Below are 23709 nucleotides of genomic sequence, written 5' to 3' on the forward strand. Positions count from 1 at the left end.
TGCCGTGTCCAGTCGACGGAAGACACCCATGCGCCTCCAGCGGATATCCGCCGCGACCGCGGCCCTCGCCGCGCTCACCACCCTCGCCACCGCCTGCGAGGACTCCCCCAAGCCGGGCCCGCCCGCCGCGAGCCCCTCCGCGAGCGCTCGGGGCGCCGCCCCCGACTCCCCCACGGCCGCCGGCGCCGGCGCCGCGCCCGCCACGCTGGCCGGGGCGCAGGCCCACGTACAGCAGTACACGTCCTGCGAGAACCTCAGCACCGACCCGAACGACAGCCGGGTGCCGCTGAGCGGGTTCATCGGCGCCGGGGACTGGGGCATCACGGAGCGCGGCGTCTGCACGGACAAGAAGGCGCGGGGCGAGATCGTCCTCTTCCTGACCCCGGACATGAAGGCCTTCCAGCAGGCCGCCAAGGACAACGCCGCGAAGCTGCTCGCCGAGGGCCGGGACGACACCGACCTCGCCAGCCGCACGGTCGTGGGCAAGACCTTCGCCCTGACCGCGTTCAAGACCGCCACCGCCGTGTCCCTGGTCGACCCGCCCAACTCCGACCTGCGCATCCTGAGCTGCAACCCCGACGTCTTCGTCCCGGAGGGGTTCAAGAAGGAGAAGGCCCTGGTCGAGGGCTGCTTCCTCACCGACTACGTCAACAGCCCCGACGGCCAGGGCAGCCCCCACCGCGGGGCGGTCCGTGACCCCTCCACCGAGGGAGCCGCGAAGCCGGGCCAGCCGTCCACCGGCAGCCTGGGCCTGCCGAGCGCCGGCAGCATCGCCGAGCTGAAGAAGCTCGTCAGCCCGCACACGGTCGACTGCACGAGCATGAAGGTCACCGACGAGCAGGTGCAGTCGATCGACTACATGCCGGTCGTCGACGGCCCCGCGAGCGCTTGGGGCGTCCAGCAGCGAGCGGTCTGCGGCCAGCTCGGCGGGGAGCAGCGCGCGCACAACCTGAACTGGCTGGACACCGTCTCCGACATGAAGACCCTCCAGACCAAGGCCAAGGCGGCGCAGCTGGCCGACCTGAAGGACGACGGGCGCCTCAAGGCCACTGCGAGCAAGCTGCTGGTCGGCACGAACATCGCAGTGGAGACCAACAACGCGAACGTCCGCCGCGGGCTGTACCAGCTCCAGTTCCTGTACCTGAACTGCGAGACCGGCTTCACCGCGCCGGCCGGTTACCGGTTGGAGAAGGCCCAGGTCGAGGGCTGCGTCCTGACCAACTACGAGCGCCCGAGCTGACACACGGCCGTCCGGGGCGTGCGCGGCGCGCCCTGGGGCAGGTCACGCCACGGAGCCCCGGTCCGCAACCGCCACGGCACACCATTGACCACCTGCCGGTGAATCACGTCACGGCCGACCACGCCCATCCACCTGCGGCAACAAGGGCTCTATCCACTCCCACGCCGCCTCCGTCAACTCACCTCGACCTGCCACAAGATCAATTATCAGACAGGCCTTTGGGGGGTGCCCCGGGGTGGGGCGGAATGCTCGGGGCCGGTCGTTCGTTCAAGGAGCAGTCGGCTCAATCAGGAGGTCTGGACACCGTGGCTACAGTCGAGCTCACCAAGGAAAACTTCGACCAGACGGTCAGCGAGAACCCGTTCGTGCTGATCGACTTCTGGGCGGGCTGGTGCCGGCCGTGCCTGCAGTTCGCGCCGGTCTACGAGCGGGCCTCGGAGGCCCATCCCGACCTGCTCTTCGCCAAGGTGGACACCGAGGCGCAGCAGGAGCTGGCGGGTGCCTTCCAGATCACCTCGATCCCGACCCTGATGATCGTCAGGGACCAGGTGGCCATCTTCGCCCAGCCCGGCGCCCTGCCGGAGGCGGCACTGACCGACCTCATCGGGCAGGCCCGCGCGCTGGACATGGAGGAGGTGCGCGCCAAGATCGCCGCGCAGCAGGGCGGCGCGCAGGCTCCCGGCGCCGAGGGCCCCGGCACGTCGGAGGCCTGAGGGAGCGGGGGACCGTCCGCGGCCCCGCCGGACGGTGGACGGCGGACGGCCCGCACATCCCACACATCCCGCACCGGGGGTCGGAAGCATCGCTTCCGGCCCCCGGTGGTGCGTGTGAGGCTCCTGTGGTGGCGCGCCCGGGCGGGTGTCCTCAAGGGCGGACCGTGAGGCCGTCCAGGGTCAGGTCGAGCAGGCGCTCGGCCTGCTGCCGGTGCTCGGCGCCCGCCGAGGTGAGGGCGATGCCCTCGAGCGCGGCGGCTACGTCGGTGGGCTTGATGTCGGTACGGATCGTCCCGGCGGCCACGCACGCGTCCATGAGCGAGGCGATGGCGGCCAGGATCATCTCCCGGCTCTGGCCGTAGGGGTTGGCTCCCGTCGAGGCGATGGCGCGCAGCGCGTCGATCATGCCGTATTTGGCGGTGACGTAGTCCAGGAAGAGGCGGGTCCACGCGCGCAGGGCCTCGACGGGCGGATGCTCCGCGAGCAGAGCGGGCACCGCGTCGCACAGGTGGGCCAGCTCGTTGCGGTAGACCGCCTCGACCAGGGCCTCCCGGGTGGGGAAGTTGCGGTACAGGGTCGCGCTGCCCACGCCCGCCTCCTTGGCGATGCGCTCCATCTGCGTGTCCAGCCCCTGCGCCTTGAACACGCGCACGGCGGCGGTGAGGATCTTCTCCCGGTTGCGCCGTGCGTCAGCCCGCAACGGTCGGCTCGGTCCGTCGGCCATCAGTGCTCGCCATCCCCTCTCGGGTGCCCTTCGGCTGCCCGGAAACTTGCCAAACGGGGACGTCCCCACTTAGCTTGAAATAAGTGGGGACAACCCCGTTTTCACTGTAGGTCACCGCAGTGACCGGCGCACACCCACGAAAGGGAGCTGATCATGTCGGGCATCGAGGGCAAGGTCATCGCGATCACGGGAGCCAGCAGCGGCATCGGCGAAGCCACCGCCACCCACCTCGCCGAAAGGGGCGCCCGGCTCGTGCTCGGCGCCCGCCGGGAAGACCGGCTGAACGCAGTTGTGGACGGCATCACGGACAAGGGCGGCACCGCCATCGGCGTCGTCGTCGACGTCACGCGCCGCGAGGACCTCCGGCGCCTGACGGACGCGGCCGTCGACCAGTTCGGCCGGCTCGACGTCCTCGTCTCCAACGCGGGGACGATGGCCGTCTCGCCCTTCGACGACCTGCGCCAGGACGACTGGGACGCCATGGTCTCCACCCACGTCACCGGCCTCCTCAACGGCATCGGGGCGGCGCTGCCCGTCTTCCGCCGGCAGCGCTCCGGCCACTTCGTCAACGTCGGCTCCACCGCCGCCTACGTCGTCAAGTCGCCCCAGGCCGTCTACGCGGCCACCAAGACGGCCGTCAAGGTGCTCACCGAGGGCCTGCGTCAGGAATCGGGCCCGGACCTGCGCGTGACCCTCGTCTCGCCCGGCTTCACCCACACCGAGGGCGTGGGCAAGGGGGCCGGCCCCGAGATCGCGGCCGCGATGATCCGGCAGCGCGACGAGATCGCCATGCCGCCCTCCGCCATCGCCTCCGCCATCGGCTACGCGATCGAGCAGCCCGAAGGCGTCGACGTCAGCGAGATCGTCGTCCGCCCCACAGCGCAGGCCTGACGCCTCCCCGCGAGCCGCCTCGCGGTCCTGGAGCCGCACCTCGGTGGGCCGTTGCCGCACCACGCCGAGGCCGCCCGGCATCTCGGGCATGTCCCGCGTACCACACGTACAGTGGCGGACCATGAGCCCCTGACCGGGATTCCTGTGGGTCCTGGCGGACCCTCTGGAACCCTTGGAAGGTGTCTATGTCGGAAGCCGTGGAGTACGACGTCGTGGTGCTCGGCGGGGGACCGGCCGGCGAGAACGTCGTCGACCGGACCCGCGCCGCCGGGCTGAGCACCGCTCTCGTGGAGAGCGAACTGGTGGGCGGCGAGTGCTCGTACTGGGCCTGCGTGCCCAGCAAGGCGCTGCTGCGCCCGGTGCTGGCCCGGGCCGACGCGCGCCGGGTGCCGGGGCTGGCGGACGCCGCCGAAGGCCCCCTGGACGCACCGGCGGTGCTCGCGCACCGCGACTACTGGACCGGTGACTGGAAGGACCAGGGCCAGATCGACTGGCTCGACTCCATCGGCGTCGAGCTCTACCGGGGCCACGGCCGCCTCTACGGGGTCCGCAAGGTCGCCGTCACCAGCCCCGAGGGCGAGCACCACGTGCTGTCGGCCCGGCACGCCGTGGTCGTCGCCACCGGCACCCGGGCCGTCGTCCCGGACCTGCCCGGCATCGCCGGCGCCCGCCCGTGGACCAGCCGCGAGGCGACCTCGGCGCAGGGCGTCCCCGGCCGGCTGCTGATCGTGGGCGGCTCGGTGGTGGCCGCCGAGATGGCCACGGCCTGGCAGGGCCTCGGATCGCAGGTCACCATGCTGGTGCGCGGCTCCGGGCTGCTGCCGCGCATGGAGGACTTCGCGGGGGAGCTGGTCGCCGACGCCCTGCGCGAGGCCGGGGCGGTGATCCGTACGGACGTGGCCGTCGAGGCGGTCGTACGGGACGGCTCGACCGGGCCCGTCCAGGTGGTGCTGGAGGGCGGCGAGACCCTGGAGGGCGACGAACTGCTGATGGCGACGGGCCGGGCGCCGCGGACGGACGACATCGGGCTGGAGACCGTGGGCCTGCCCGCCGGGAAGTGGATCGACGTCGACGACAGCTGCCGGGTGCCCGGCCACGACTGGCTGTACGCCGTCGGGGACGTCAACCACCGGGCGCTCCTCACCCATCAGGGCAAGTACCAGGGCCGGATCGCGGGCGCCGCGATCGCCGCCCGCGCGGCCGGCGCCCCGCTGGACACCGGCCCCTGGGGCGCGCACACGGCCGCCGCCGACACCCGCGCCCTCCCGCAGGCCGTCTTCACCGACCCGGAGGCCGCCGCGGTCGGCCTGACCCTGGCCGAGGCCGAACGGGCCGGCCACCGGGTGCGCGCCGTCGACTACGACCTGTCCAAGGTCTCCGGCGCCGGCCTGTACGCCGACGGCTACCGCGGCCGCGCCCGGATGGTCGTCGACCTCGACCGCGAGGTCCTCCTCGGAGCCACCTTCGTCGGCCCGGGCGCGGCCGAACTGGTGCACGCGGCCACCATCGCCGTCGCGGGGGAGGTTCCGATCGAGCGGCTGTGGCACGCGGTTCCGGCCTTCCCGACCATCAGCGAGATCTGGCTGCGGCTGCTGGAGACCTACCGGGGGTGAGGGGCCGGGGCGGCGCCCGAGAGTCGTGGCCCGTCCCTGGACCGGTCGCCGAAGCGGAAGTTGACGGGCCCTCAGGGAGGTGGGGGTGCGGGTGTGAGGGGGTTCAACCTTGATCGATATTAGGTTAGCCTTACCTCACTTCCTGCGCTTCGGCGCCGGAACCCTCTCCCGTACCCGAAAGGTGTCCCAGTGATGCGTGCTGCCTCCCTGCCCCGTACCGCCGCCCGCGCGGCCGTCGCCGCCTCCGCCGCCGTCGCGCTCGCCGTCGGCGCGGCCGGCTCCGCCTCGGCCGCCACCTCGACGCGTACGGTCGCCGACGGCGCGGCCACCTTCAACCTCAGCGTCACGGCGCCCTCCTCCGCCGCCGCGGCCGGTCAGAACGTCACGGTCACCGGCAGCGGCTTCAACACCGCCAAGGGCGTATACGTCGGCCTGTGCGCCGTCAACGGCGCACAGGGCGCGAACAAGCCCACCCCCTGTCTGGGCGGCTCCGACCAGTCCGGCACCACCGGCGCCTCGCACTGGATCAACAACACCTTCGGCGGGACCCTCGCCAACACCTCCAAGTACGGTCCGGGCGGTACCTTCAGCGTCACCATCCACGTCAAGGCCGACCTGGGCGGCGGCCAGATCTGCGGCGAAACGGTCCAGTGCGCCGTCGTCACGCGCGCCGACCACTTCAACTCCGCCAACCGCAAGTACGACGTCCACGTCCCGGTGACCTTCAACTAGCCGACCTCCGGGGCCGGTTCGAGCCCGAACCGGCCCCGGTTCGACCCGGCCCGAGTCCTGGTCCCCGGTCCGACCCGCCCCGGTCCGACCCGCCCCGACCCGACCCGACCCGTCGACGAGGAAGTCATGACACCCCGGCACCCCCTCACCCCCGGCCGCCGCACGGGCACCGCCTCCACCGTGCTCGCGCTCGTGCTCGCCTCGGCCGCCACCGGCGCCGGCCCCGCCTCGGCCGCCGGGGGTGAGGGGGCCGACGTACCGCAGGGCACCGTCGCGTACCGGCCGGTGGCGCAGTTCACCACGGCCGGCAAACCGCGCGACCTGCTGCTGCACCCCGACTCGAAGAAGCTGTACGTCGGTTCGGACGACCTGCCCGAAACCGCCGAGGCCAACGAGGCCGGCCTGCACGTCCTGGACCCCGCCGACGGCCGGCTGCGCAGCAGCGTCGGCCAGGCCCCGGGCCCCACCGGCACGCTCGGCCGACGGGCCGTGCGCCGGCTCGTCGCCCCGCTGCCCGGCGACGGCGCGGTCTTCGTCTATCCGCTGCGCGGCATCGGGACCGCCAAGGACGGCGACGCCGCGGCGGCGGGCGCGTGGGTGCCGGGTGCGGCCGTCACCGACGCGGCCCCCGGGCTCACCCCCTCGACGGTGCTGGTCGCGCAGGGCTCCGTACTGTCGGAGGTCGACATCGCCACCGCGGCCGTGAAGCGCTCGGTGACCCTGGAGGGCGGCGAGGAGTTCGCGGTCGACGCGGCGCGCGGCGCGGTCTGGTTCACCGACATCGGCAACCGCCGCATGTACCTCATCGACACCGCGACCTTCCAGGTCACCAAGACCGTCGACCTCCCGGCCGGAGAGGGGTTCGGCGGGTTCACGGAGGTGGACCCCGAGACCGGCGCGGTGTGGGTCGGGCTGGACACCTCCGTCGTCGTCCACGATGCGACGGGCAAGCGGCTGCGCACCATCGAGGGCGCCGACATGCCCCGCGCGGCGAGGTTCGACACCGCCACGCACGAGGCGTTCGTGGTGTGGCAGGACACGGGGGACACCGCCCAGCCCGGCAGCGACAACGACGGAACGCTCACCGTCCACCGCGCCGGTGACCTCCAGGAGGTCGCGAAACCCGTCGTACTCCCCGGAAACCACGGCCAGTTGGGCAGCGCGGCGTTGGCCGTCGAGCCCGGCGGCGCGGTCGTCTTCGTATCGGACCCGGCGGGGGCGAGGATCACCCGGCTGGAGCGGTCCACCTCCCCGAAGGTCACCCGGAGTCCGGCGGACCGGTCCGTCACCGCGGGCACGGAGGTCTCGCTGACCGCGCAGGCCGAGGGGACCCCGCGGCCCACTGTCGCCTGGCAGGTCAGTACGGACGCGGGCCGGACGTGGAGGGCCGTGCCCGGCGCGACCTCGCCGACCCACACCTTCACGGCGGCGGCTTCCGACAACGGCAGCCGCTACCGCGCGGAGTTCACCAACGACGTCGGCACCGCCCGCACCGAGGCGGCCACGCTCACCGTCACGGCCGCGGACACCACGACAGGTGGCGGCCCGTCCACCGGAGGGACGGGCGACGGCTCCGGCACGTCCGGGAGTACGGCGGCGGGCACGACCGGGGGCTCGGGCGGAGGGTCGGACAGCAGCACCGGCGGCAGCATCGGCGGCAGTGCCGGCGGAGGCTCGGCCGGTGGCTCGGGCGGCGGCGCAGGCGGCGGCTCGGGCGGCTCCGTGGGCGGTACGGTCGGCGGTACGGGCGCCGCCCCCACCGGCGGTGCGCTCGCGTCCACCGGAGCCACCGTGGCCTCCCTCGCCGCGGGCGCGCTCGCCCTCACGGCGGGCGGCTGGGTGCTGGTACGCCGCACCCGTCCGCGAACGAGCGCCTGAGTACCGCCGCGGGCCGCCCTGTTGAATGGGTGTCGAACTCATCTCTCGACCAGAGGCGAAGGAGACACCGCTCGTGATCGTGATCGCCCACCTCAGCGACATCCATCTCGACGGCGGCCCGCGGGCGGCCGACCGCACCCGCGCCGTCATGGAGTACCTCGACGGTCTGCCCCACGACCTGGACGCCGTGCTGGTGAGCGGGGACATAGCCGACCACGCCGCCCCGGCCGAGTACGAGGAGGCCGCCAAGCTGCTGCGCTCGCGGCACCCGCTGGTGGTCTGCCCCGGCAACCACGACGACCGGACCGCTTTCCGGCAGGGCCTGCTGGGTGAGCAGGGGCTGCCGGGTGAGCCGGCCCCGTCGTCGCCGGCGCCCGTCGACCAGGTGCTGCGCGGCCCCGGCTTCGTGCTCGCCGTGTGCGACTCCTCCGTTCCCGGCGCCGACCACGGTCTCCTGGAGGAGTCCACCCTGGCCTGGCTGGACGGCGTACTGACCGACACTCCGCGGGAGACCCCGGTCCTCGTCGCCTTCCACCACCCGCCCGTCCCGCTGCACACCCCGTACGTCGACGAGATCCGCCAGTTCGGGGAGGAGCGGCTCGCCGCCCTGGCCGAACGGCACCCGCACCTCACCGCGTTCCTGTGCGGGCACGCCCACACCGCGGCCGCCACCACCTTCGCGGGGCGTCCCGTGCTGGTGGCGCCGGGCGTGGTCTCCACCCTGCGGCTCCCGTGGGAACACCCCTCGGCCGCCTCCGAGCACGTCCACCTCGACGAACCGCCCGCCGTCGCCTTCCACTTGATCGGCGACGACGGGCGGCTGACGACCCACTACCGGGTGGTCGTGGACCGCCGGTAGCTGCGTCCGTCACGGGTCCGTGTCAGCAGGCCCGAGGTGATCAGATACCGCCGCAGCGCCGAGCAGTCCTCGTGCACGGTGCGCAGCGCCTCGTTCACCTCGGGCTCCGTGTACGAGCGGTCCACGGTGAAGAGGGTTTCCGCGAGGTGGACGAGCAGCTGCTCGCGCCGGGCGGCCCGGCGCGGGATCGCGAGGAGCCGTCCGCCCGAGAAGAGGTCGCCGACGTCCCTTCGCTCCTTGCGCGGGGCGCTCTGTCGCTGGTGTTCGGTGCTCTCAGACATGAGGACGAGCTTGACCGCTCGGCTCCTCGGCGGGCAACGGAATTTCCGGTTCGAAGGCCTTGAGGGAGTCCTCGCCGCCGGTCCACCGGACGTCGAGCTGTTGGCGGGTCAGGAGCCAGCCGTCCGGGCCGCGGCGGAAGTCCCATGCGTACGCGCCGCCCATGGAGTAGGTCGCGGAGGTCGTCCCGGGTGCCGTGACGGCGACGAACCACATGTAGCCGATGCCGCTCGCCCGGTCCCCCTCCACCTCGAAGTGCATGTTGAGGATGTGGTGTTGCATGCCCGGGTAGGGCGCTTCCGCCTCCTCCACCTTCGCCCGGATCGCCTCCTTCCCGCAGGTCTCGCCCCACGGCCCGAACTCCAGCACCGCGTCCTCGGCCCAGCAGTCGATCCAGGTCTGCCAGTCCTTGCGGTCCAGTGCCCGCCAGCCGCGGACCAGAAGGGTGCGCAGCGCCTCCTTGTCCTCCAGGTTCCGCAGTCTGCGGACCAGGCCGTCGTAGGCGGAGGCCGTGAGCGTCACCTCGGCGCCCTCCCTCCCGGCGGGGGTCACCGGGCGCTCGCGACCGGGCGGACGACGATCTCGTTCACGTCGACCTGCGGTGGCTGGGACAGGGCGTAGGCGATCGCGTCCGCGATGGCCGAAGCCGGCAGCGCCACGGCGCGGTAGGCCTTCATCGCCTCCTTCGCTTCCGGATCGGAGATGCTGTCCGCGAGTTCGGACTCGGTCACGCCGGGGGAGACGAGGGTGACCCGGATGTCCCCGGCGGACTCCTGCCGCAAGCCTTCGGAGATCGCGCGGACGGCGTACTTGGTGGCGCAGTAGACGGCGGCGGTGGGGGAGACCTCGTAGGCGCCGATGGAGGCGATGTTGACGAAGTGCCCGCCGCCCTGTGCGCGCATCACGGGCAGGGCGGCGGCGATCCCGTGCAGGACGCCCCGCACGTTCACGTCGATCATGCGGTCCCACTCGTCGGTCCTGAGCGCTGCCAGCGGCGAGAGGGGCATCACGCCCGCGTTGTTCACGAGGGCGTCGATCCGGCCGTACGCGTGGACCGCCGCGTCGACGAACGCGCGCATGTCCGCGGCGTCGGTGACGTCCAGGGTCCGGAAGGCGGCGGTGCCGCCCGCCGCGGTGATCTCTTCGACCAGTTGCTGCAGCCGGCCGGTACGGCGCGCGCCGAGCAGGACCCGGTGCCCGTCCGCCGCCAGACGGCGTGCCGTGGCCTCCCCGATGCCGCTGCTCGCACCGGTGACGGCGACGGTCCTCGTCCCGGTCATGGCGGTCTGCTTCATGTCTGTTCCTTCTTGTGGACGGCCTTCTTGTGGACGGCCTTGCGCGGACGGCCCTTTGTGGACGGCCCTCTTGCGGACGGCTTTCGGCCGTCTCGTCCTCCGGAGTCTGGGCGGCGGCGGAAGGAGGGACCAGGACGGGTCGTGCCTGGGTACGGTGCACCCAGGCACGGGGCGCGGGACCCGTCTAGCCTGGCGTGATGACAGGCAACGCCCTCGGGGACTTCCTTCGCGCGCACCGTGCACGGCTGCGGCCCGACGACGTGGGACTGGCCTCCTACGGTCCGCGCCGGGTGGCCGGGCTGCGGCGGGAGGAGGTCGCCGTCCTCGCCGGCATGAACTCCGACTACTACGCCCGCCTGGAACAGGGCCGCGAGCAGAGCCCCTCGCCTCAGATCCTCGAAGCGATCAGCGCCGCCCTGTGCATGGACCACGAGGCACGCGACCACCTGTTCCGGCTGGCGGGCACCCTGCCGGACGGGCAGCGGACCCGGCCCAGGGAGACGGTCAGCCCGGTGCTGCGCCAGTTGCTGGACGGGTACGCGAACACCCCGGCGTTCGTCCTCAACCCGGCGCTGGACCTGCTCGCGGCCAACAGCCTGGCCGACGCGCTCTTCTCGCCGTTCGAGGAGGCGGACAACCTCGCCCGCATGACGTTCCTCGACCCCGCGGGCCGGGTCTTCTACGCCCAGTGGCGCCGGGCGGCCGAGGCGGTCGTCGCCGCGCTGCGCCAGTCCACCGGCCTCGTACCGCACTACCCGCGCCTGCGGGAACTGGTGCGCCTGCTCACCGGGACGAGCGAGGAGTTCGCCGCGCTCTGGTCCGCGCACACCGTCTACGGGAAGACCCTCGACGCCAAGGCGCTGGTCCACCCGGACGTGGGGGCGCTGTCCCTCACCTACCAGTCCTTCGACGTACGGGGAGCACCCGGCCAGCAGGTGGTGATCTACCACGCCGAACCGGGGAGCCCCAGCTCCCACGCGCTCTCGCTGCTCGGCAGTCTGAACGCAACCGGCCCGTCCGGCGCCGGAGTTCACCGGGACGGACGGGCCGGGGCCTGAGCGGGCCTGAGTGGGCCTGAGCGGGCGTGAGCGGAGGGCGGTGCGGCGGGGTCAGGGCCCGACGGTGATCTGCTGCGCCGGATCGGTGGTGTCGGCTACCCGGTAGATCGCGTTGAAGGTGGACGAGGTCGCGCTGGTGGGGCAGCCGAACCCGCCGGTGACCTTGACCGGTACCGAGGCGTTGGTGAAGGTCAGCGTGGACGGGGCGCCGTTGGCCCAGCTGCCGCCGACGTTCGCGGGGGCCGTGGGGGCGGCGGTGACCGTACAGGAGGCGAGTCCGGTCGTCTTGACCACCAGACCGCCGACCGGCAGGCCCATGGTGGCGGTGATCGGGGAACCGTCCTGCATCGACACGGTCCAGGCACCGGAGGTCGTGACCGTGGGGGTCACGCCCGGCATGCTGGAGGTGCAGGAGCTGTACGTCGGCGCGGAGATCGGCGAGGACACCGGCCCGGCCGGGTTGCTGTTGCCGGGGGCGGCCGGCACCGTTCCGGTGGCGACGGAGACCGTACAAGTCACCGTCACGGAACCGGCTTTGAGGGTGGCCTTGCCGGTGAGGGTGGCCTGGAAGGCGTGACCGGCCGGGGTGACGGTGGTCGACCCGGCCGCGGGTAAGGGCGCGGCGGTGACCGGGACGGTGACCGCGCCGAGGGCGAGGGCTCCGGCGGCGGCCGTCCCGAGGGCGAGCGCGGTGCGCGAACGGCTCATGGCTGTGCTCCTTGGGGATCGTGGTGCGAGGTGGGGGGAGGGGGCGCGGCGGCCGCCGCGGCGCCCACGGCGGACTCCGCGTTCCCGGTACCTGACGTGGACTGCGCCGTGGAATCCGCCGCGGACTCCGGTTCCCCGGCGTGTTCCCCGGCGCGCGGGGCCGCGCGCGGGGCGGCGTACGGGGCGGCGTACGGCTGCCAGGCGAACATCAGGCCGCCGCCGAGGATGCCGAGCAGGGTGCCGATCAGGAAACCGCCCAGATTCGACAGGACCAGCGCGGCCGTGGCGATCAGGGTGGTGAGAACGCCCGCGAGCGTGCGCTGAGCGGGTGCGAACCAGGTGGTGAGGCCGAGCACGATCATCACGATGCCCATCAGGACGGACGGGATCCCCGCCACCCCCTGCTGGAGCATGATCTTAAGCGGCGCCAGCGGCAGGACGCAGATCCACGCCCCGGCAAGGATCGCGAGCAGCCCGCCCCAGAAGGGTCTGCTGCGCCGCCACCGTTGCCACCGCCGCCGTCGGCTCAGAAGCATTCCTTCTTGCCCTTGCTGATGTTCATGCTGAGCCCGGAGAGCTTGAAGGTACCGGCGTTGGTCGCCCACGCCGTCTGCTGGAGATCGGTGATGCGGACCGTGTCGGCCTGCTGGGCGAAGAGGTCCTGCATGCCCTGTGCTTCGGCCGGCCCCTTGTCGAGGGTCGAGGCGTCCCGCCCGATCTCGATGTTGCTGAAGACGGCGTCGCCGGCGAGTTGGGTCGCGTCGACGAACAGATTGCTCGCCTCCACCGGGGTCTTGCGGCCGGCGGTGAGGTTGAGCGAGATGTCACCGACCACCGGGAGCGTGGTGACCACGGACTGGCAGAGGTTGTGGAGCTTGGCCTCCCGGATGGCGGTGACCGCCACCGGGATGAGCTCCTCGCGGGCGTTGACGTCGACGCTTCCGTACTGGGCGAAGCCCTCGCCCTCCAGGCTGCTCGCCGAGACCTTGAACTGCTGGCCCGAGACGGCGAACGAGGCGGCCAGCGCGCCCTGCGCGAGGGCGATGCCGAGGCCGGCGGTCACGGCGACGGCGGGGACGGTCAGGGCGGCGAACCGCCGCCAGCGAACGCGGCCGGACTCACTGCGCCCATCGGATGAAGGGTCGGAAGGGTCGGAAGGGTCGGAAGGGTCGGATAAATGGGGGGAACCGGTCATGAGATCGTCCCTTATTTCGGCTGTGCACCGTTGTTACCGACGAGTTGAATGTAAGAGTGCCAATGGAGGTTGGCAAGGTTGTGCGAGCGCACCCTTTGAGCCGACTCCTACTGCTCCGTACGCAGCAGTTCGGCGACCTCCGCGTCCACCCGCCGCGCCATCGCCCGGGCGAACTCCGTGGCCACGACCTCCCCGGCCACCGGCCGCAGCGCCGCCACCGCCGCCGTGATGTGCTGGAGCTGCGTGGCCGAAAGCCGCTCCAGGCCCCCCGCCCCCTCCGCGCCGATCACATGGCGCCGGAACAGCCCGACGAACCGGTCCGCGACCGTCGCCGCCTGCGTCTGTACGAACTCCCCGACGTCCAGGATCTCCGCCAGCGGTACCCCCAGGCGCACCAGCGTCAGCGTCGCGTCCAGCAGCCGGCGGCTCGGGTGCGTGACCCGGTCCCCGTCCACCGTCACGTAACCCAGCTCCGCCGCCCGCCGGGTGTCCGCCGCGGTCGCCGTCGGGCCGAACACCTTCCGCAGCTCGGCCCGGGTCATCGTCACCGGCTCCTCCTGTACCCAGTCCCGGGTCATCTCCCGTTCCAGGCCCAGCAGTCGGGACAGGCCGCCGCCCTCTTCCCACGCCTGGAGCAGCTCCGCGATGCCGTTGACCGTGTAGCCGCGCCCCAGCAGATCGCTGATCAGGCGCAGCCGGGTCAGGTGGTCGTCGGAGTACCAGGCGATCCGGCCCTCCCGGCGCGGCGGCGGCAGCAGCCCGCGCTCCTGGTAGTAGCGCAGGTTGCGCACCTTGACGCCCGCCGCCCGGGCCACGTCCTCCCGGCGGTAGCGCCCGCCACCGCTCCCGTCCTCCACCTGGCTGCTGCTCACGGGCCAGAGTGTAGGAGCTACCGACAGGTCACATCGGCAGCTCACACGGGCAGGTCACGCGGGCCGCGGACGATCCTGCTTGACCGCCCGCAGGACCACGAACTTCGGCTCGCTCGCGACGACTTCGCTGTTGCCGAAGAGCCGGCGCAGATGGGTGTGGTAGCCCATGTGCCGGTTCGCGACGATCCACAGCTCGCCGCCGGGCCGCAGCACCTTGCGCGACTGCGCGAACATCCGCAGCGCCGTCGCGTCCGTGGTGGCCTGGTGGGAGTGGAAGGGCGGATTGCTCAGCACCAGGTCCACGGATGCGGGCGGCAGCATGGCCACCCCGTCACCGACGAAGAACTCCGCCGTCCGCCGGCCCTCGCGGACGTTCGCCCGGTACGTGGCCTGCGCCGAGGCGACCGCCTGGTACGACTCGTCGGTGAAGACGACCTCGGCGTCCGGGTCGTGGACCTGGACCGCCGCGCCGACGACGCCGTTGCCGCAGCCCAGGTCCACGACCCGGGCCCCGTCGGTGTTGGTCGGCAGGTTCTGCAGGAAGAAACGGGTGCCGACGTCGAGCCGGTCGGCGCAGAAGATCCCGGCGTGGTTGACCACGGTCAGGCCGGAGCCCGAGCCCGCGTCCTCGTCCACCGTGTACGTCAGCGGCCACGGCCCTGCGGTCGTGGGGCGGGTCGCCCCGGGGGTGCCCGGCGTACAGAAGATCAGCCGGGCCTTCTTCTCCGCGAGCGAGGTCTTCGTGGGGCCGAGGATCTTCTCGAAGAGCCGCAGGGTGGAGGTGTGGATCTCCTTGACCATGCCGGCGCCGACCACCACGGTGCCCGCGTGCACGTGCGGGGCCAGCCGGTACAGCTGGTCCTCCAGCAGCGCCAGGCTCTTGGGCACGCGCACCAGCAGGACGTCGATCTTCCCGGGCGGCGGGTCCTGCGTGGTCAGCAGGGTCACCGTGGCCTTGGCCGTCCCGATCCCGTTGCGGTCCAGGTTGGCCGCGGTGGCGGAGCGGGTGAGGGCGGAGTCGGTGATCTGCGTCGGGTGGTACGCGGCGAGCGCCGTCGTCAGCGTCCCCCAGCGGTCCCCGAGCACCGTGATCTGGCCGGCGGAGGCCAGATCCACCGGGCCGCGCTCCCCGGTACCGGAGTCGAGGTGGCGCAGCAGGTACTCGTCGGCGGCGTCCCAGGCACGGAGCCGGTCGCGCGGGTCCTCGGGGAAGCGGGTGAGCTCGTAGGAGCCGAAGGGTGTGGTGAGGCGGTTCATATGCGCCCCAGGCTATCCGAGCCGACCACCGCACCCCACACGCACGTGGCCGAACACCCGAACGGACCGCCCCCGGCGCGGGCGCGCGGGGCCCGCGTACGAGGGGGCGGCCCGCCCGCACGTGCGGGCGGGGCTGTGACCGAGCCCCGTGGTCGGCCGGTATGGCCAAGTGCCCGCTCATCGGATCGTCGCCCTGCGCGGTCGCAGGTCAGGCGGCTCCTGCCCGCCGACCGAGCGGTCCATCGCGGCGAACTGCCGGTGCCGCCGCGCCGCTGCTCCACGCGCGGTCGATCAGCGAAGCACCACAGCGCCGGGCACTTGGTCCTCGAAGATCTCGATCAGCCAGTCGAAGACCGTCGGACCCTCGCCGGCCCGCGCCGCAGCGAGCTGTTCGGCCACCACCGGGCGGTTGGCGGGGTGGCAGCGCCTCAGCCGGATCTCCAGCTGCCGGGCCGTCTCCGCATGTCCGAGGGCCTGCCGTGAGTCGGCGTGGTCGTGCCACTCCACCGCGAAGTCATCGTCCTCCGGTGTGCCGTATCCGCCCCGCAAGCAGTCGTTGAACGCGTCGAGATTCCTTCCGAAGTAGCCACCGGGGCCATTGATCGCCTCGCCCATCACCCGCCAGAAGTCCTCCAGCGTGTGAATCCGCTTCCCATCCAGTACGTAGATCATCGTCACGCCGCGAGGCTAAGGGGTGCCCGCTCGAGTGGAGCCCCCGAGGGGGCGGGACCTGAGCAGCGCAGCCGTCCGGTCGGGCCGGGAGGCCTCATGAGCGGAGGCCCGGACCGCCTCGTGCGGTTGTGCGCGGATCCGGCCGTCCGTACGAACCGGGCCCGGCCGACCCCGGCGCGAGGCGGGCGGCCGCACGCGCGGTCGGGGCGGGGCGGTCCCGTGCGCGCAGGCGGCTCCTCACGTACACGGAGTCGGGAGGCGCCTGCGCAGCGGGGCGGGCTTGTCCGCTACTCGGGGAAGTCGCCGGCCATCGCCGCGGCCACCCGCAGGTACGGGCGGGCCTCGGCGGCGCGGCCCTGGCGCTCCAGGGTGCGACCGAGCATCAGCTGCGCGTAGTCCTCCACCGGCCAGCGCTCCAGGATGGCGCGCAGCTCCTGCTCGGCGCGGGAGAGCTGGGCGGAGTGGTAGTAGGCGCGGGCCAGCAGCAGCCGCGGCGCCAACTGCTCGGGCACCTCGCCCGCCAGCCCGTCCAGGATGCGTGCGGCCGTCGCGTACTCCTTCGCGTCGAAGAAGAGCTGGGCGCGCGCCCAGCGCTCGGCCGCCGTTCCGTGCTCGAAGTACGTCCCCGGCGCGTCCATCGTGTCCCTTCCGCCGTTCGGGTGGTCCGTCCGGTGCCACCAACACGCCTGGGCGGTGGAACATTCCACCCGCCGGAGCCACCACCGCGGGGCTAGGTTGTCCGCATGAGCAATCTCGATCGCCAGCCCGCTCTCTCCGCCTGCGGCGGCCGCGGTTTCGTCGTGGCCGAGCCGGTGCGCGAGCTCCTCAGCCCGCGCACGGTCAAGCTCGGAGAGTCCACCGAGGTCCGCCGACTCCTGCCGAACCTGGGCCGCCGCATGGTGGGCGCCTGGTGCTTCGTCGACCACTACGGCCCGGACGACATCGCCGACGAACCCGGCATGCAGGTGGCGCCGCATCCCCACTCGGGCCTGCAGACCGTGAGCTGGCTCCACGAGGGCGAGGTGCTCCACCGCGACAGCGAGGGCAGCCTCGCCACGATCCGCCCGCGCGAGCTGGGCCTGATGACCTCGGGCCGCGGCATCAGTCACTCCGAGGAGAGCCCGCGCCCGCACGCCCGCTTCCTGCACGGCGCCCAGCTGTGGGTGGCCCTGCCGGACGCCCACCGCAACGTGGACCCGCACTTCCAGCACCACGCGGAACTCCCACACGTCACGGCCCCGGGCCTGACGGCGACGGTCATCCTGGGCACCCTGGACACGGCGACCTCGCCCGGCACGGCGTACAGCCCGATCGTGGGCGCGGACCTGACCCTCGCGGCGGGCACCGAGACCCGCCTCCCGCTCGACCCGGACTTCGAGTACGCGGTCCTGTCGATGTCGGGCGAAGCCCACGTCGACGACGTCCCGGTCCTCCCGGGCTCGATGCTCTACCTGGGCTGCGGCCGCACGGAACTCCCCCTGCGCGCAACCTCGGACGCCAGCCTGATGCTCCTGGGCGGCGAGCCGTTCGAGGAGGAGATCGTGATGTTCTGGAACTGGATCGGCCGCTCCAACGAGGAGATCGTACAAGCCCGCCAGGACTGGATGGAGGGCACCCGCTACGGCGAGGTCAAGGGCTACGACGGCCCTCCGATTCCGGCCCCTGAACTTCCCCCAACTCGCTTGAAGCCCAGGGGTAGAACGCGCTCAACAGTGCTGATGTCATCGAGGGTGCGGGCTGCACGTGGCGGCTCGCACCGTTCCGCTTCTGGGGGCCCGGCGGGAGCCGAAGCGATCTCGGCAGTGGCATTTTGATCTTGGCGTCGAGTCCCATGTGGATCAGGGTGTGGTCAGGTCTAGTCGAGCGAATGCTGACTCGCAGGCTTGCCCAGCCTGGTCCGTCAGCAGCGGGGGCCAACCGATGCGGATGTCCGCGCCCGGAGTGTCCGGCGCGGTGCGGCGCCGGCGGCGGGGTGCCGGGCCGCCACGGCTGACCGGGCCCGCGGTCGGCCGGACCGGCTCTGCGGAGCAGTGCGAACTCCGCCTGACTGCGCGAGGAAAGCACGGATGCGGTGCATCGGAGAGCCCAGGGCCCGCCCCTTCGAATTGAACGATTCGCCCTCACGCCACCAGCGCCAGATCTTGTCCTGCTGGACCGCCGAAAACCCGTAGTCACGCACGTGCACCTCCATGACGACATGATCATCTACGAGGTGGTGCATCGACCGTTTGAGCCCGCCACCGTTTTTGAGACCGGCGCAGACTCGGTAGAGCTTGAGATCGCAGGCCCGCGAGCGGCCGGTCGATCAGCGGGGCAGGATGCGCATTACTGCCTCGCGTTCGCCGCTGAGCCGCAGGCCTTGCTGTACTGCGGCGCTCAGATCGAGGTCGCCGAGCAGGGTGGCGGCCAGCAGGTGCGGCGGTCCGGTCAGTGACGCGGTGGGGTGGTCGACCCGGCCGGCGTGTGTGTGCACCGAGCCGTCCTTGACTTCGATGACCAGGTCTTCGTTGCCGTCGGCGTGCAGTTGCAGGGCGATTGCCGGCTGGTCGGGGCGGTGGTCGGTCAGTGCCCGGGCGGGCACGTCCAGCCAGTGGGTGCGGAAGGTGTCGTTGCCGCCCGGCTCGCGCAACAGCGGCACGCCCCACCGGCTCAGTTCCTGCAGCACCGGCTCGAGCGTGCGGCCACGCTCGGTGAGGGAGAACAGGGTGGTGGCCACCGGCGGCGGGGCGGCCTCGCGGTGGATCAGGCCGGCTTCCTCGAGTTCGCGGAGCCGGTCGACCAGCAGGTTGCTGGCGATCCCGGGCAGCCCGTTGCGCAGGTCGGTGTGCCGGCAGGGACCCAGGGCGAGCAGTTCGCGGACGATCAGCAGGGTCCATCGGTCGCCGACGGTGTCCAGTGCTTTCGCGATGCCGCAGTACTGCCCGTAGGTGCGCATGCCACCACCCTACCTCGTGGTGTTGAGATTCAAAACTTCCTTGTTGACTTTCTCAACAAGGCCGGTCTAGCGTCGCTGCCCATGACCCCCACCCTTTCCGTGCGTCGGCTGGCCTGGGCCGGCATCGAGATCCGTCTCGGCGACACCCGCCTGCTGATCGACCCGCTCGAGAACGTCGCTCCGCTGGCGCCGGTGATGGGGCCGCCGCACCGGCCGGTCGACCCGGTCGACACCCCGCCCGGCACCCACGCCCTCATCACCCACCTGCACCCCGACCACTACGACCACGACCTGATCGCCCGGATCGCGGCCACCGGCACGATCGGCTGCCACACCCCCAGCGCGGCCGGGCTGCGCGAGGCGGGCATCACCCCCGTCGCCCAGGACCTGGGCCGGTCACGGCGCATCGGAGAGCTGACCGTCACCCCGGTGACCTCGCTGGACTGGCGCGGCAACGACTGTGACCAGGTCGCCTGGGTCGTCGAAGGCGCCGGCCGGCGGGTCATCCACTGCGGCGACACCCAGTGGCACGGCAGCTGGTGGCAGATCGCCCGCGACCACGGCCCGTTCGACGTGGCGTTCGTCCCGGTCAACGGCGTCATCGCCCACTTCGAGGGCTACGCGGCCAACGTCCCGGCGACCATGACCCCCGAGCAGGGCGTCGAGGCCGCCGTCGCACTCGGCGCCGGCACCGTCTGCGCCATGCACTACGGCCTGTTCCACAACCCGCCGTTCTACACCGAACAACCCGACATCGAGCAGCGCTTCCAGCACGCCGCCGACGAGCGCGGCATCACCGCGGCCATCATCGCCGACGGCCAGCCCGTCCTCTGACCATCAGAAACAAGGAGCAACACATGAGGATCGTCCTGTTCGGTGCCAGCGGCAACATCGGCCGGCCCACCACCGAGGAACTACTGCGTCGCGGCCACACCGTCACCGCGGTCACCCGAGCCGGCCACATCGACGGACTGGGGCACAAGGCCCTGACCGTGACCACCGGTGACGTCACCGACCCCGCGGCGGTCGCCGGCCTCGCCGCCTCCCACGACGCCGTGCTCTCGGCCGTCGGGCCCCGGATCGGCCAGGAAAGCGACCGCGCCACGATCGTCGGTGCCGCCCGTGCGCTGATCGACGGACTCCGCCGAGCCGGCGTCACCCGCCTGGTCACCATCGGCGGTGCCGGTAGCCTACGCACGCCGACCGGCGCCCGGGTCATGGACGACCCGGACTTCCCCGCGCTGTGGAAGGCCAACGCCGAGGCCCAGTCCGAAGCGCTCGACCTCTACCGCGGCGTGCACGACCTCGACTGGACGTACGTGTCGCCCGCCGCAGTCATCGGAGCGGGCGAGCGGACCGGGGCCTACCGCAGCGCCGGGGACACCCTGCTCACCGACGACGACGGCACCAGCCGCATCTCGTACGCCGACTACGCGATCGCCTTGGCCGACACGATCGAGAGCGGCACCGCGATCCGCCGCCGCATCACCGTGGCGTACTGAGCCATGAGCAACGACGCCGCCGGCCGGCAAACCCGATTCATCGTCCTGCTCGCAGCGCTCGTGGCCCTGGGACCACTGTCCATCGACGGCTACCTGCCCGGACTGCCGGACCTCGCCGGCGACCTGCGCGCCAGCGCCGCGGCCACCCAGCTCACCATCACCGCCTGCCTGGCCGGGCTGGCCATCGGGCAGCTGATCGCCGGGCCGCTGAGCGACACCTACGGCCGGCGGCGTCCGTTGCTGGCGGGCCTCGCCCTCTACACGATCGCCAGCGCGCTCTGCGCGGTGGCGCCCGACGTCCGGACCTTCGTCGGCCTACGCCTGGTCCAGGGCATCGGCGGGGCGTTCGGCATCGTCATCGCCAACGCCATGGTCCGCGACCGCACCTCCGGAACCCGCACCGCACGTCTCTTCTCCGCACTGACCTTGATCACCGGCCTGGCGCCGGTGTTCGCGCCGGTCCTCGGCGGCCAGCTACTGCGCGTCACGGCCTGGCCGGGGATCTTCGTGGGCCTGGCCGTACTCGGCGCCGTGATGCTGGCGGCCTCCGCCGCAGGACTGCCGGAGACCCGGTCCTCCGCGTCACGCCAGCCGCTGCCGGCTGTCGTCGGGCAGCTGCTCGGCGACCGGGTCTTCACCGGGTACGTCCTGGCCAACGGCCTGGTCTTCGGGGCGATGTTCGCCTACATCTCCGGCTCGCCGTTCGTCCTGCAGGAAATCCACGGCCTGTCACCGCAGCAGTACAGCGCCGTGTTCGCCGTCAACGCCGCCGGACTCATTGCGGCCGCCCAGATCAGCGGCCGGCTGGTGGCCCGGGCCGGCGCCCGCGTGCTGCTGCTCGCCGGTCTGCTGGGCGCGACAGCCGGTGGCACCACGGTCCTGGGCGCGGTGCTGACACGGGCACCCCTGCCCGCGCTCCTGATCGGCCTGTTCGTCCTGGTCTCCAGCGTGGGCCTCGTCATGCCGAACGCCGCGGCCCAGGCCCTGGCCGACCACGGCGGACACGCCGGGTCGGCCGCCGCGCTGCTCGGCTTCAGCCAGTTCATGATCGGCGGGGCACTTGCCCCGCTGGCCGGCGCGGGTGGCGCCACCGACGCCTTGCCGATGGGAATCATCGTCGCCGTGCTGCCGGCGCTCGCTCTGCTCACACTCGGCGTCCTCACCCGGTCGATGCCCGGTGAGCGCACTCGCAGGCCGGCTAGCCAAGGACCTGCCGGGCACCGGCGACCGCGCCGGCACATCGATCGCAGACGCGGCAAGGTCCACTAGCGCTGAAGGGCCGGTGGCCCAACCGTCGCGAACCGCGCCTGCCTGGCACACCCTGTCGTACCGCACCCGGCGCCAGCCGTTCTCGTCGGGCGGGTAGACGACCAGCTTGGCGGACGGCAGCGTCAACGCCCGCGCCGGCCGGACGAACCTCGTCGCGTACAGCACCGCGAAGGCCGGGCTGCTGGGCCTGACCCGCTCTCTCGCCCGCGAACTGGGCCCGTACGGGGTCTGTGTCAACACGGTCGAGGCCGAGAACGCCGTCCCCGCCCAGCACCGCGCGCGTCCGGAGGACCAGATCACGCGACAGTGCGTCCCTCGCCGTGGACGGCCCGAAGACGTCGCGGCCCTGGTGGCGTTCCTCGTGGGCCCCTCCGCTTCGTTCATCACTGGCCAATCCGTCCGCGTCGACGGTGGTTGGCTGGTGCACTGAGACCGTCAACAAGTAAGGAGACAGACCGAAATGATCGAACGAGTCCGCGCCGTCCTCGTCACCGCTGACGACACGATGCTGGTCATCCGTCGCACCAAGCCCGGCATCCCGGTGTACTGGGTCCTGCCCGGTGGTGGTGTCGAACCCGGCGACGAGTCCCGGGAGGCCGCCCTTCACCGGGAGATCCACGAGGAGATCGCGGGGAAGGCCGACATCGTCCGGCTCCTCCACACGATCGAGTCCGACGAGGAGCGTCAGCTCTTCTACCTCGCCCGCATCGCCACCTGGTCCTTCGACGAACGCACCGGTCCCGAGTTCAGCGCCGAGGGCCGCGGCGAGTACGCGCTGGAGGAGATCCCGCTGACCGTGGAGGGGCTTGACGGCATCAACCTCAAGCCCGAGGAGATCGCCCACGTCCTCCGGGGCGCCATCGGCGCCGGCGCCCTTCGGGCAGAGGCTGCGCAGTAGCTGTCCGTCTTTGTGGATTTGCCGTCGGGACCAACGCCGAGGTGCGTCGGCCCCGACGGCGCCTACGGTGTGCTGCGGCTGCTGGTTGCCGTGAGCTGCTCGGATTGGGACGGGCGCGGTTGTCGGCTGCCTGGGGGCAGCATCCCGTACCCCGAGGATCTGGCCGCCCCCACCTGCTTCGTGGTCGACGACACCGCTCTCCATGTCCATCCCTGAGTCCCGCGAAGCGGCGGGTCCCGTACAGGCCTGTGTGCGCCTGCGCTCCTCCGGAGGCGCACACAGGCCGTGTCGTCAGGGCCGGGGGGTCAGGGGCAGTTGACCATCGTGTCGCCGGTGTCGCGGGTGCAGGAGTCGAACGCGGGTCCGCCGTCGAGGCTGTCGTTGGCGTTGACGCCGTCGGCGCCGACGAGGGTGTCAACGCCCTCCCCGCCGTTCAGGGTGTCGTTGCCGCCCTCGCCGGTCAGCGTGTCGTTGCCGGCGTCCCCGTTCAGCGTGTCGTTGCCCTCGTTCCCGTTGAGGGTGTCGTTCCCCGGCCCGCCGCTGATGGTGTCGTTGCCCCCCAGGCCGAAGATGGTGTCATTGCCGGGGCCACCGTTGATGGTGTCGTTGCCGGGGGTCGCTGCCGTGAGGCCGGTGGCTCCGGCCGGTTCGTCGCCGACGAGGCGGTCGGCGTGCGGGCCGCCGTTGAGCCGGTCCTTGCCACTGCCCCCGTACAAGGTGGCCGGGGCGTCGACGTTGGGGGAGACCGTGATGGTGTCGTCGCCGTCCTGGCCGCGGGCCTGCACGTCCGTGGGGAGCGGGCAGGCCACGGTGTCCTGGGCGCGGGGTGCGCAGGGGGCCGCGGCGCGTACCTCGGCAGCGGTGTCCGAGACGAGGACGATGTCGCCCTGGCGGCGGACGGTGATCTCGTTGTCCACGCCCTGACCGGCGGTGATGAGCAGGGTGCCTCCGGACATCTCGACCACCGTGGCGCCCGCGAGGTCGCGCGACGCGGAGGCGAGTGGCGACGCCGAGGCGCCGGTGCCGGCCGACGCGGCGCACAGAAGTGCTGCCGCGGTGAGTAAGGCGCAGATGTGTCGCACTGCCATGTTCGTGTGTCTCCCTCGTCGTCGGTACGCG

26 protein-coding genes and 2 pseudogenes are annotated in these 23709 nt (G+C 72.3%); 14 read left to right on the plus strand and 14 right to left on the minus strand.

Annotated features, from left to right (window positions below; genetic code table 11):
• Positions 1-28 precede the first annotated feature (28 nt).
• Entirely contained in the window at positions 29-1240 is a 1212-nt protein-coding gene (locus AB0D29_RS09865; protein ID WP_362853019.1) for a hypothetical protein, read from the plus strand.
• A gap of 32 nt (positions 1241-1272) precedes the next feature.
• Here the strand turns inward: AB0D29_RS09865 and AB0D29_RS09870 are convergent.
• Positions 1273-1435 (minus strand): annotated as a pseudogene (locus tag AB0D29_RS09870) (transposase); the annotation flags it as partial.
• Positions 1436-1545: 110 nt separating this feature from the next.
• On the opposite strand from AB0D29_RS09870, the gene AB0D29_RS09875 reads away from it, so the two are divergent.
• Positions 1546-1953 carry a thioredoxin family protein gene (locus AB0D29_RS09875; RefSeq protein ID WP_362853020.1) on the plus strand — a complete coding sequence of 136 codons (408 nt, stop codon included), beginning with the start codon at positions 1546-1548 and terminating at the stop codon, positions 1951-1953.
• A gap of 151 nt (positions 1954-2104) precedes the next feature.
• On the opposite strand, the gene AB0D29_RS09880 is transcribed toward AB0D29_RS09875, so the two are convergent.
• Positions 2105-2677, minus strand: coding sequence for a helix-turn-helix domain-containing protein (locus AB0D29_RS09880; protein ID WP_362853021.1), 573 nt, complete (start codon positions 2675-2677; stop codon positions 2105-2107).
• A 153-nt stretch (positions 2678-2830) separates the two neighbouring features.
• Here AB0D29_RS09880 and AB0D29_RS09885 point away from each other — a divergent pair, with 153 nt between their 5' ends.
• From AB0D29_RS09885 to AB0D29_RS09905, 5 genes are all read left to right on the plus strand, one after another.
• The gene (locus AB0D29_RS09885) at positions 2831-3568 is read left to right on the plus strand and encodes an SDR family oxidoreductase (protein WP_362853022.1); all 738 of its coding nucleotides are present in this window, start codon (positions 2831-2833) and stop codon (positions 3566-3568) included.
• Positions 3569-3753: 185 nt separating this feature from the next.
• Entirely contained in the window at positions 3754-5181 is a 1428-nt protein-coding gene (locus tag AB0D29_RS09890) for an NAD(P)/FAD-dependent oxidoreductase (RefSeq protein WP_362853125.1), read from the plus strand.
• A gap of 192 nt (positions 5182-5373) precedes the next feature.
• Positions 5374-5913, plus strand: a complete 540-nt coding sequence (locus AB0D29_RS09895; protein WP_362853023.1) for a hypothetical protein — start codon at positions 5374-5376, stop codon at positions 5911-5913.
• Between the two features lie 126 nt (positions 5914-6039).
• Positions 6040-7791, plus strand: coding sequence for a hypothetical protein (locus AB0D29_RS09900; RefSeq protein ID WP_362853024.1), 1752 nt, complete (start codon positions 6040-6042; stop codon positions 7789-7791).
• Between the two features lie 73 nt (positions 7792-7864).
• Positions 7865-8650, plus strand: coding sequence for a metallophosphoesterase (locus tag AB0D29_RS09905; protein WP_362853025.1), 786 nt, complete (start codon positions 7865-7867; stop codon positions 8648-8650).
• On the opposite strand, the gene AB0D29_RS09910 is transcribed toward AB0D29_RS09905, so the two are convergent.
• Genes AB0D29_RS09910 through AB0D29_RS09920 form a run of 3 tightly spaced genes read right to left on the minus strand, consistent with a single transcriptional unit; the run spans position 8623 to position 10224 of the window.
• Positions 8623-8931 carry a DUF2087 domain-containing protein gene (locus tag AB0D29_RS09910; protein ID WP_362853026.1) on the minus strand — a complete coding sequence of 103 codons (309 nt, stop codon included), beginning with the start codon at positions 8929-8931 and terminating at the stop codon, positions 8623-8625. The two genes, AB0D29_RS09905 and AB0D29_RS09910, sit on opposite strands and share 28 nt — an antisense overlap.
• The gene (locus AB0D29_RS09915; RefSeq protein ID WP_362853027.1) at positions 8924-9451 is read right to left on the minus strand and encodes a nuclear transport factor 2 family protein; all 528 of its coding nucleotides are present in this window, start codon (positions 9449-9451) and stop codon (positions 8924-8926) included. The genes AB0D29_RS09910 and AB0D29_RS09915 overlap by 8 nt, the downstream gene beginning before the upstream one ends.
• A gap of 26 nt (positions 9452-9477) precedes the next feature.
• Positions 9478-10224 (minus strand): SDR family oxidoreductase, encoded by a 747-nt coding sequence (locus AB0D29_RS09920; RefSeq protein WP_362853028.1) that lies wholly within the window; start codon positions 10222-10224, stop codon positions 9478-9480.
• A gap of 197 nt (positions 10225-10421) precedes the next feature.
• On the opposite strand from AB0D29_RS09920, the gene AB0D29_RS09925 reads away from it, so the two are divergent.
• The gene (locus AB0D29_RS09925; protein WP_362853029.1) at positions 10422-11282 is read left to right on the plus strand and encodes a helix-turn-helix transcriptional regulator; all 861 of its coding nucleotides are present in this window, start codon (positions 10422-10424) and stop codon (positions 11280-11282) included.
• Between the two features lie 51 nt (positions 11283-11333).
• Here AB0D29_RS09925 and AB0D29_RS09930 read toward each other — a convergent pair whose 3' ends face one another.
• The 7 genes from AB0D29_RS09930 to AB0D29_RS09960 form a co-directional block, all read right to left on the minus strand.
• Positions 11334-11990, minus strand: coding sequence for a hypothetical protein (locus tag AB0D29_RS09930; protein WP_362853030.1), 657 nt, complete (start codon positions 11988-11990; stop codon positions 11334-11336).
• The gene (locus tag AB0D29_RS09935) at positions 11987-12526 is read right to left on the minus strand and encodes a DUF6114 domain-containing protein (RefSeq protein ID WP_362853031.1); all 540 of its coding nucleotides are present in this window, start codon (positions 12524-12526) and stop codon (positions 11987-11989) included. Before AB0D29_RS09935 ends, AB0D29_RS09930 begins: the two co-directional genes overlap by 4 nt.
• Positions 12517-13074 carry a DUF6230 family protein gene (locus AB0D29_RS09940; protein WP_362853126.1) on the minus strand — a complete coding sequence of 186 codons (558 nt, stop codon included), beginning with the start codon at positions 13072-13074 and terminating at the stop codon, positions 12517-12519. Before AB0D29_RS09940 ends, AB0D29_RS09935 begins: the two co-directional genes overlap by 10 nt.
• A gap of 218 nt (positions 13075-13292) precedes the next feature.
• Positions 13293-14057 (minus strand): MerR family transcriptional regulator, encoded by a 765-nt coding sequence (locus tag AB0D29_RS09945; protein WP_362853032.1) that lies wholly within the window; start codon positions 14055-14057, stop codon positions 13293-13295.
• Positions 14058-14111: 54 nt separating this feature from the next.
• Positions 14112-15314, minus strand: coding sequence for a methyltransferase (locus AB0D29_RS09950; RefSeq protein WP_362853033.1), 1203 nt, complete (start codon positions 15312-15314; stop codon positions 14112-14114).
• 291 nt (positions 15315-15605) lie between these two features.
• Entirely contained in the window at positions 15606-15992 is a 387-nt protein-coding gene (locus tag AB0D29_RS09955; RefSeq protein ID WP_362853034.1) for a barstar family protein, read from the minus strand.
• A 281-nt stretch (positions 15993-16273) separates the two neighbouring features.
• Complete coding sequence (locus tag AB0D29_RS09960; RefSeq protein WP_351588631.1) at positions 16274-16624, minus strand: tetratricopeptide repeat protein; 351 nt, start codon at positions 16622-16624, stop codon at positions 16274-16276.
• A gap of 105 nt (positions 16625-16729) precedes the next feature.
• On the opposite strand from AB0D29_RS09960, the pseudogene AB0D29_RS09965 reads away from it, so the two are divergent.
• Positions 16730-17692: pseudogene (locus AB0D29_RS09965) on the plus strand (pirin family protein); the annotation flags it as partial.
• A gap of 599 nt (positions 17693-18291) precedes the next feature.
• On the opposite strand, the gene AB0D29_RS09970 reads toward AB0D29_RS09965, so the two are convergent.
• Positions 18292-18921 carry a winged helix-turn-helix transcriptional regulator gene (locus tag AB0D29_RS09970; RefSeq protein ID WP_030731326.1) on the minus strand — a complete coding sequence of 210 codons (630 nt, stop codon included), beginning with the start codon at positions 18919-18921 and terminating at the stop codon, positions 18292-18294.
• An 81-nt stretch (positions 18922-19002) separates the two neighbouring features.
• On the opposite strand from AB0D29_RS09970, the gene AB0D29_RS09975 reads away from it, so the two are divergent.
• The 5 genes from AB0D29_RS09975 (at position 19003) to AB0D29_RS09995 (ending at position 22590) form a co-directional block, all read left to right on the plus strand.
• Positions 19003-19755, plus strand: a complete 753-nt coding sequence (locus tag AB0D29_RS09975; RefSeq protein WP_362853035.1) for an MBL fold metallo-hydrolase — start codon at positions 19003-19005, stop codon at positions 19753-19755.
• A gap of 23 nt (positions 19756-19778) precedes the next feature.
• Positions 19779-20423 (plus strand): NAD(P)H-binding protein, encoded by a 645-nt coding sequence (locus AB0D29_RS09980; RefSeq protein ID WP_362853036.1) that lies wholly within the window; start codon positions 19779-19781, stop codon positions 20421-20423.
• A 3-nt stretch (positions 20424-20426) separates the two neighbouring features.
• Entirely contained in the window at positions 20427-21692 is a 1266-nt protein-coding gene (locus tag AB0D29_RS09985; RefSeq protein WP_362853037.1) for a multidrug effflux MFS transporter, read from the plus strand.
• 106 nt (positions 21693-21798) lie between these two features.
• On the plus strand, positions 21799-22122 hold the full coding sequence (locus tag AB0D29_RS09990) for an SDR family oxidoreductase (RefSeq protein ID WP_362853038.1): 324 nt from the start codon (positions 21799-21801) through the stop codon (positions 22120-22122).
• A gap of 30 nt (positions 22123-22152) precedes the next feature.
• The gene (locus AB0D29_RS09995; RefSeq protein WP_362853039.1) at positions 22153-22590 is read left to right on the plus strand and encodes an NUDIX domain-containing protein; all 438 of its coding nucleotides are present in this window, start codon (positions 22153-22155) and stop codon (positions 22588-22590) included.
• A 305-nt stretch (positions 22591-22895) separates the two neighbouring features.
• On the opposite strand, the gene AB0D29_RS10000 is transcribed toward AB0D29_RS09995, so the two are convergent.
• Entirely contained in the window at positions 22896-23678 is a 783-nt protein-coding gene (locus AB0D29_RS10000) for a calcium-binding protein (RefSeq protein WP_362853040.1), read from the minus strand.
• Positions 23679-23709: the final 31 nt, after the last annotated feature.

This window comes from Streptomyces sp. NPDC048424 (assembly GCF_040651555.1).
In the GTDB taxonomy this organism is placed as follows: Bacteria; Actinomycetota; Actinomycetes; order Streptomycetales; family Streptomycetaceae; genus Streptomyces.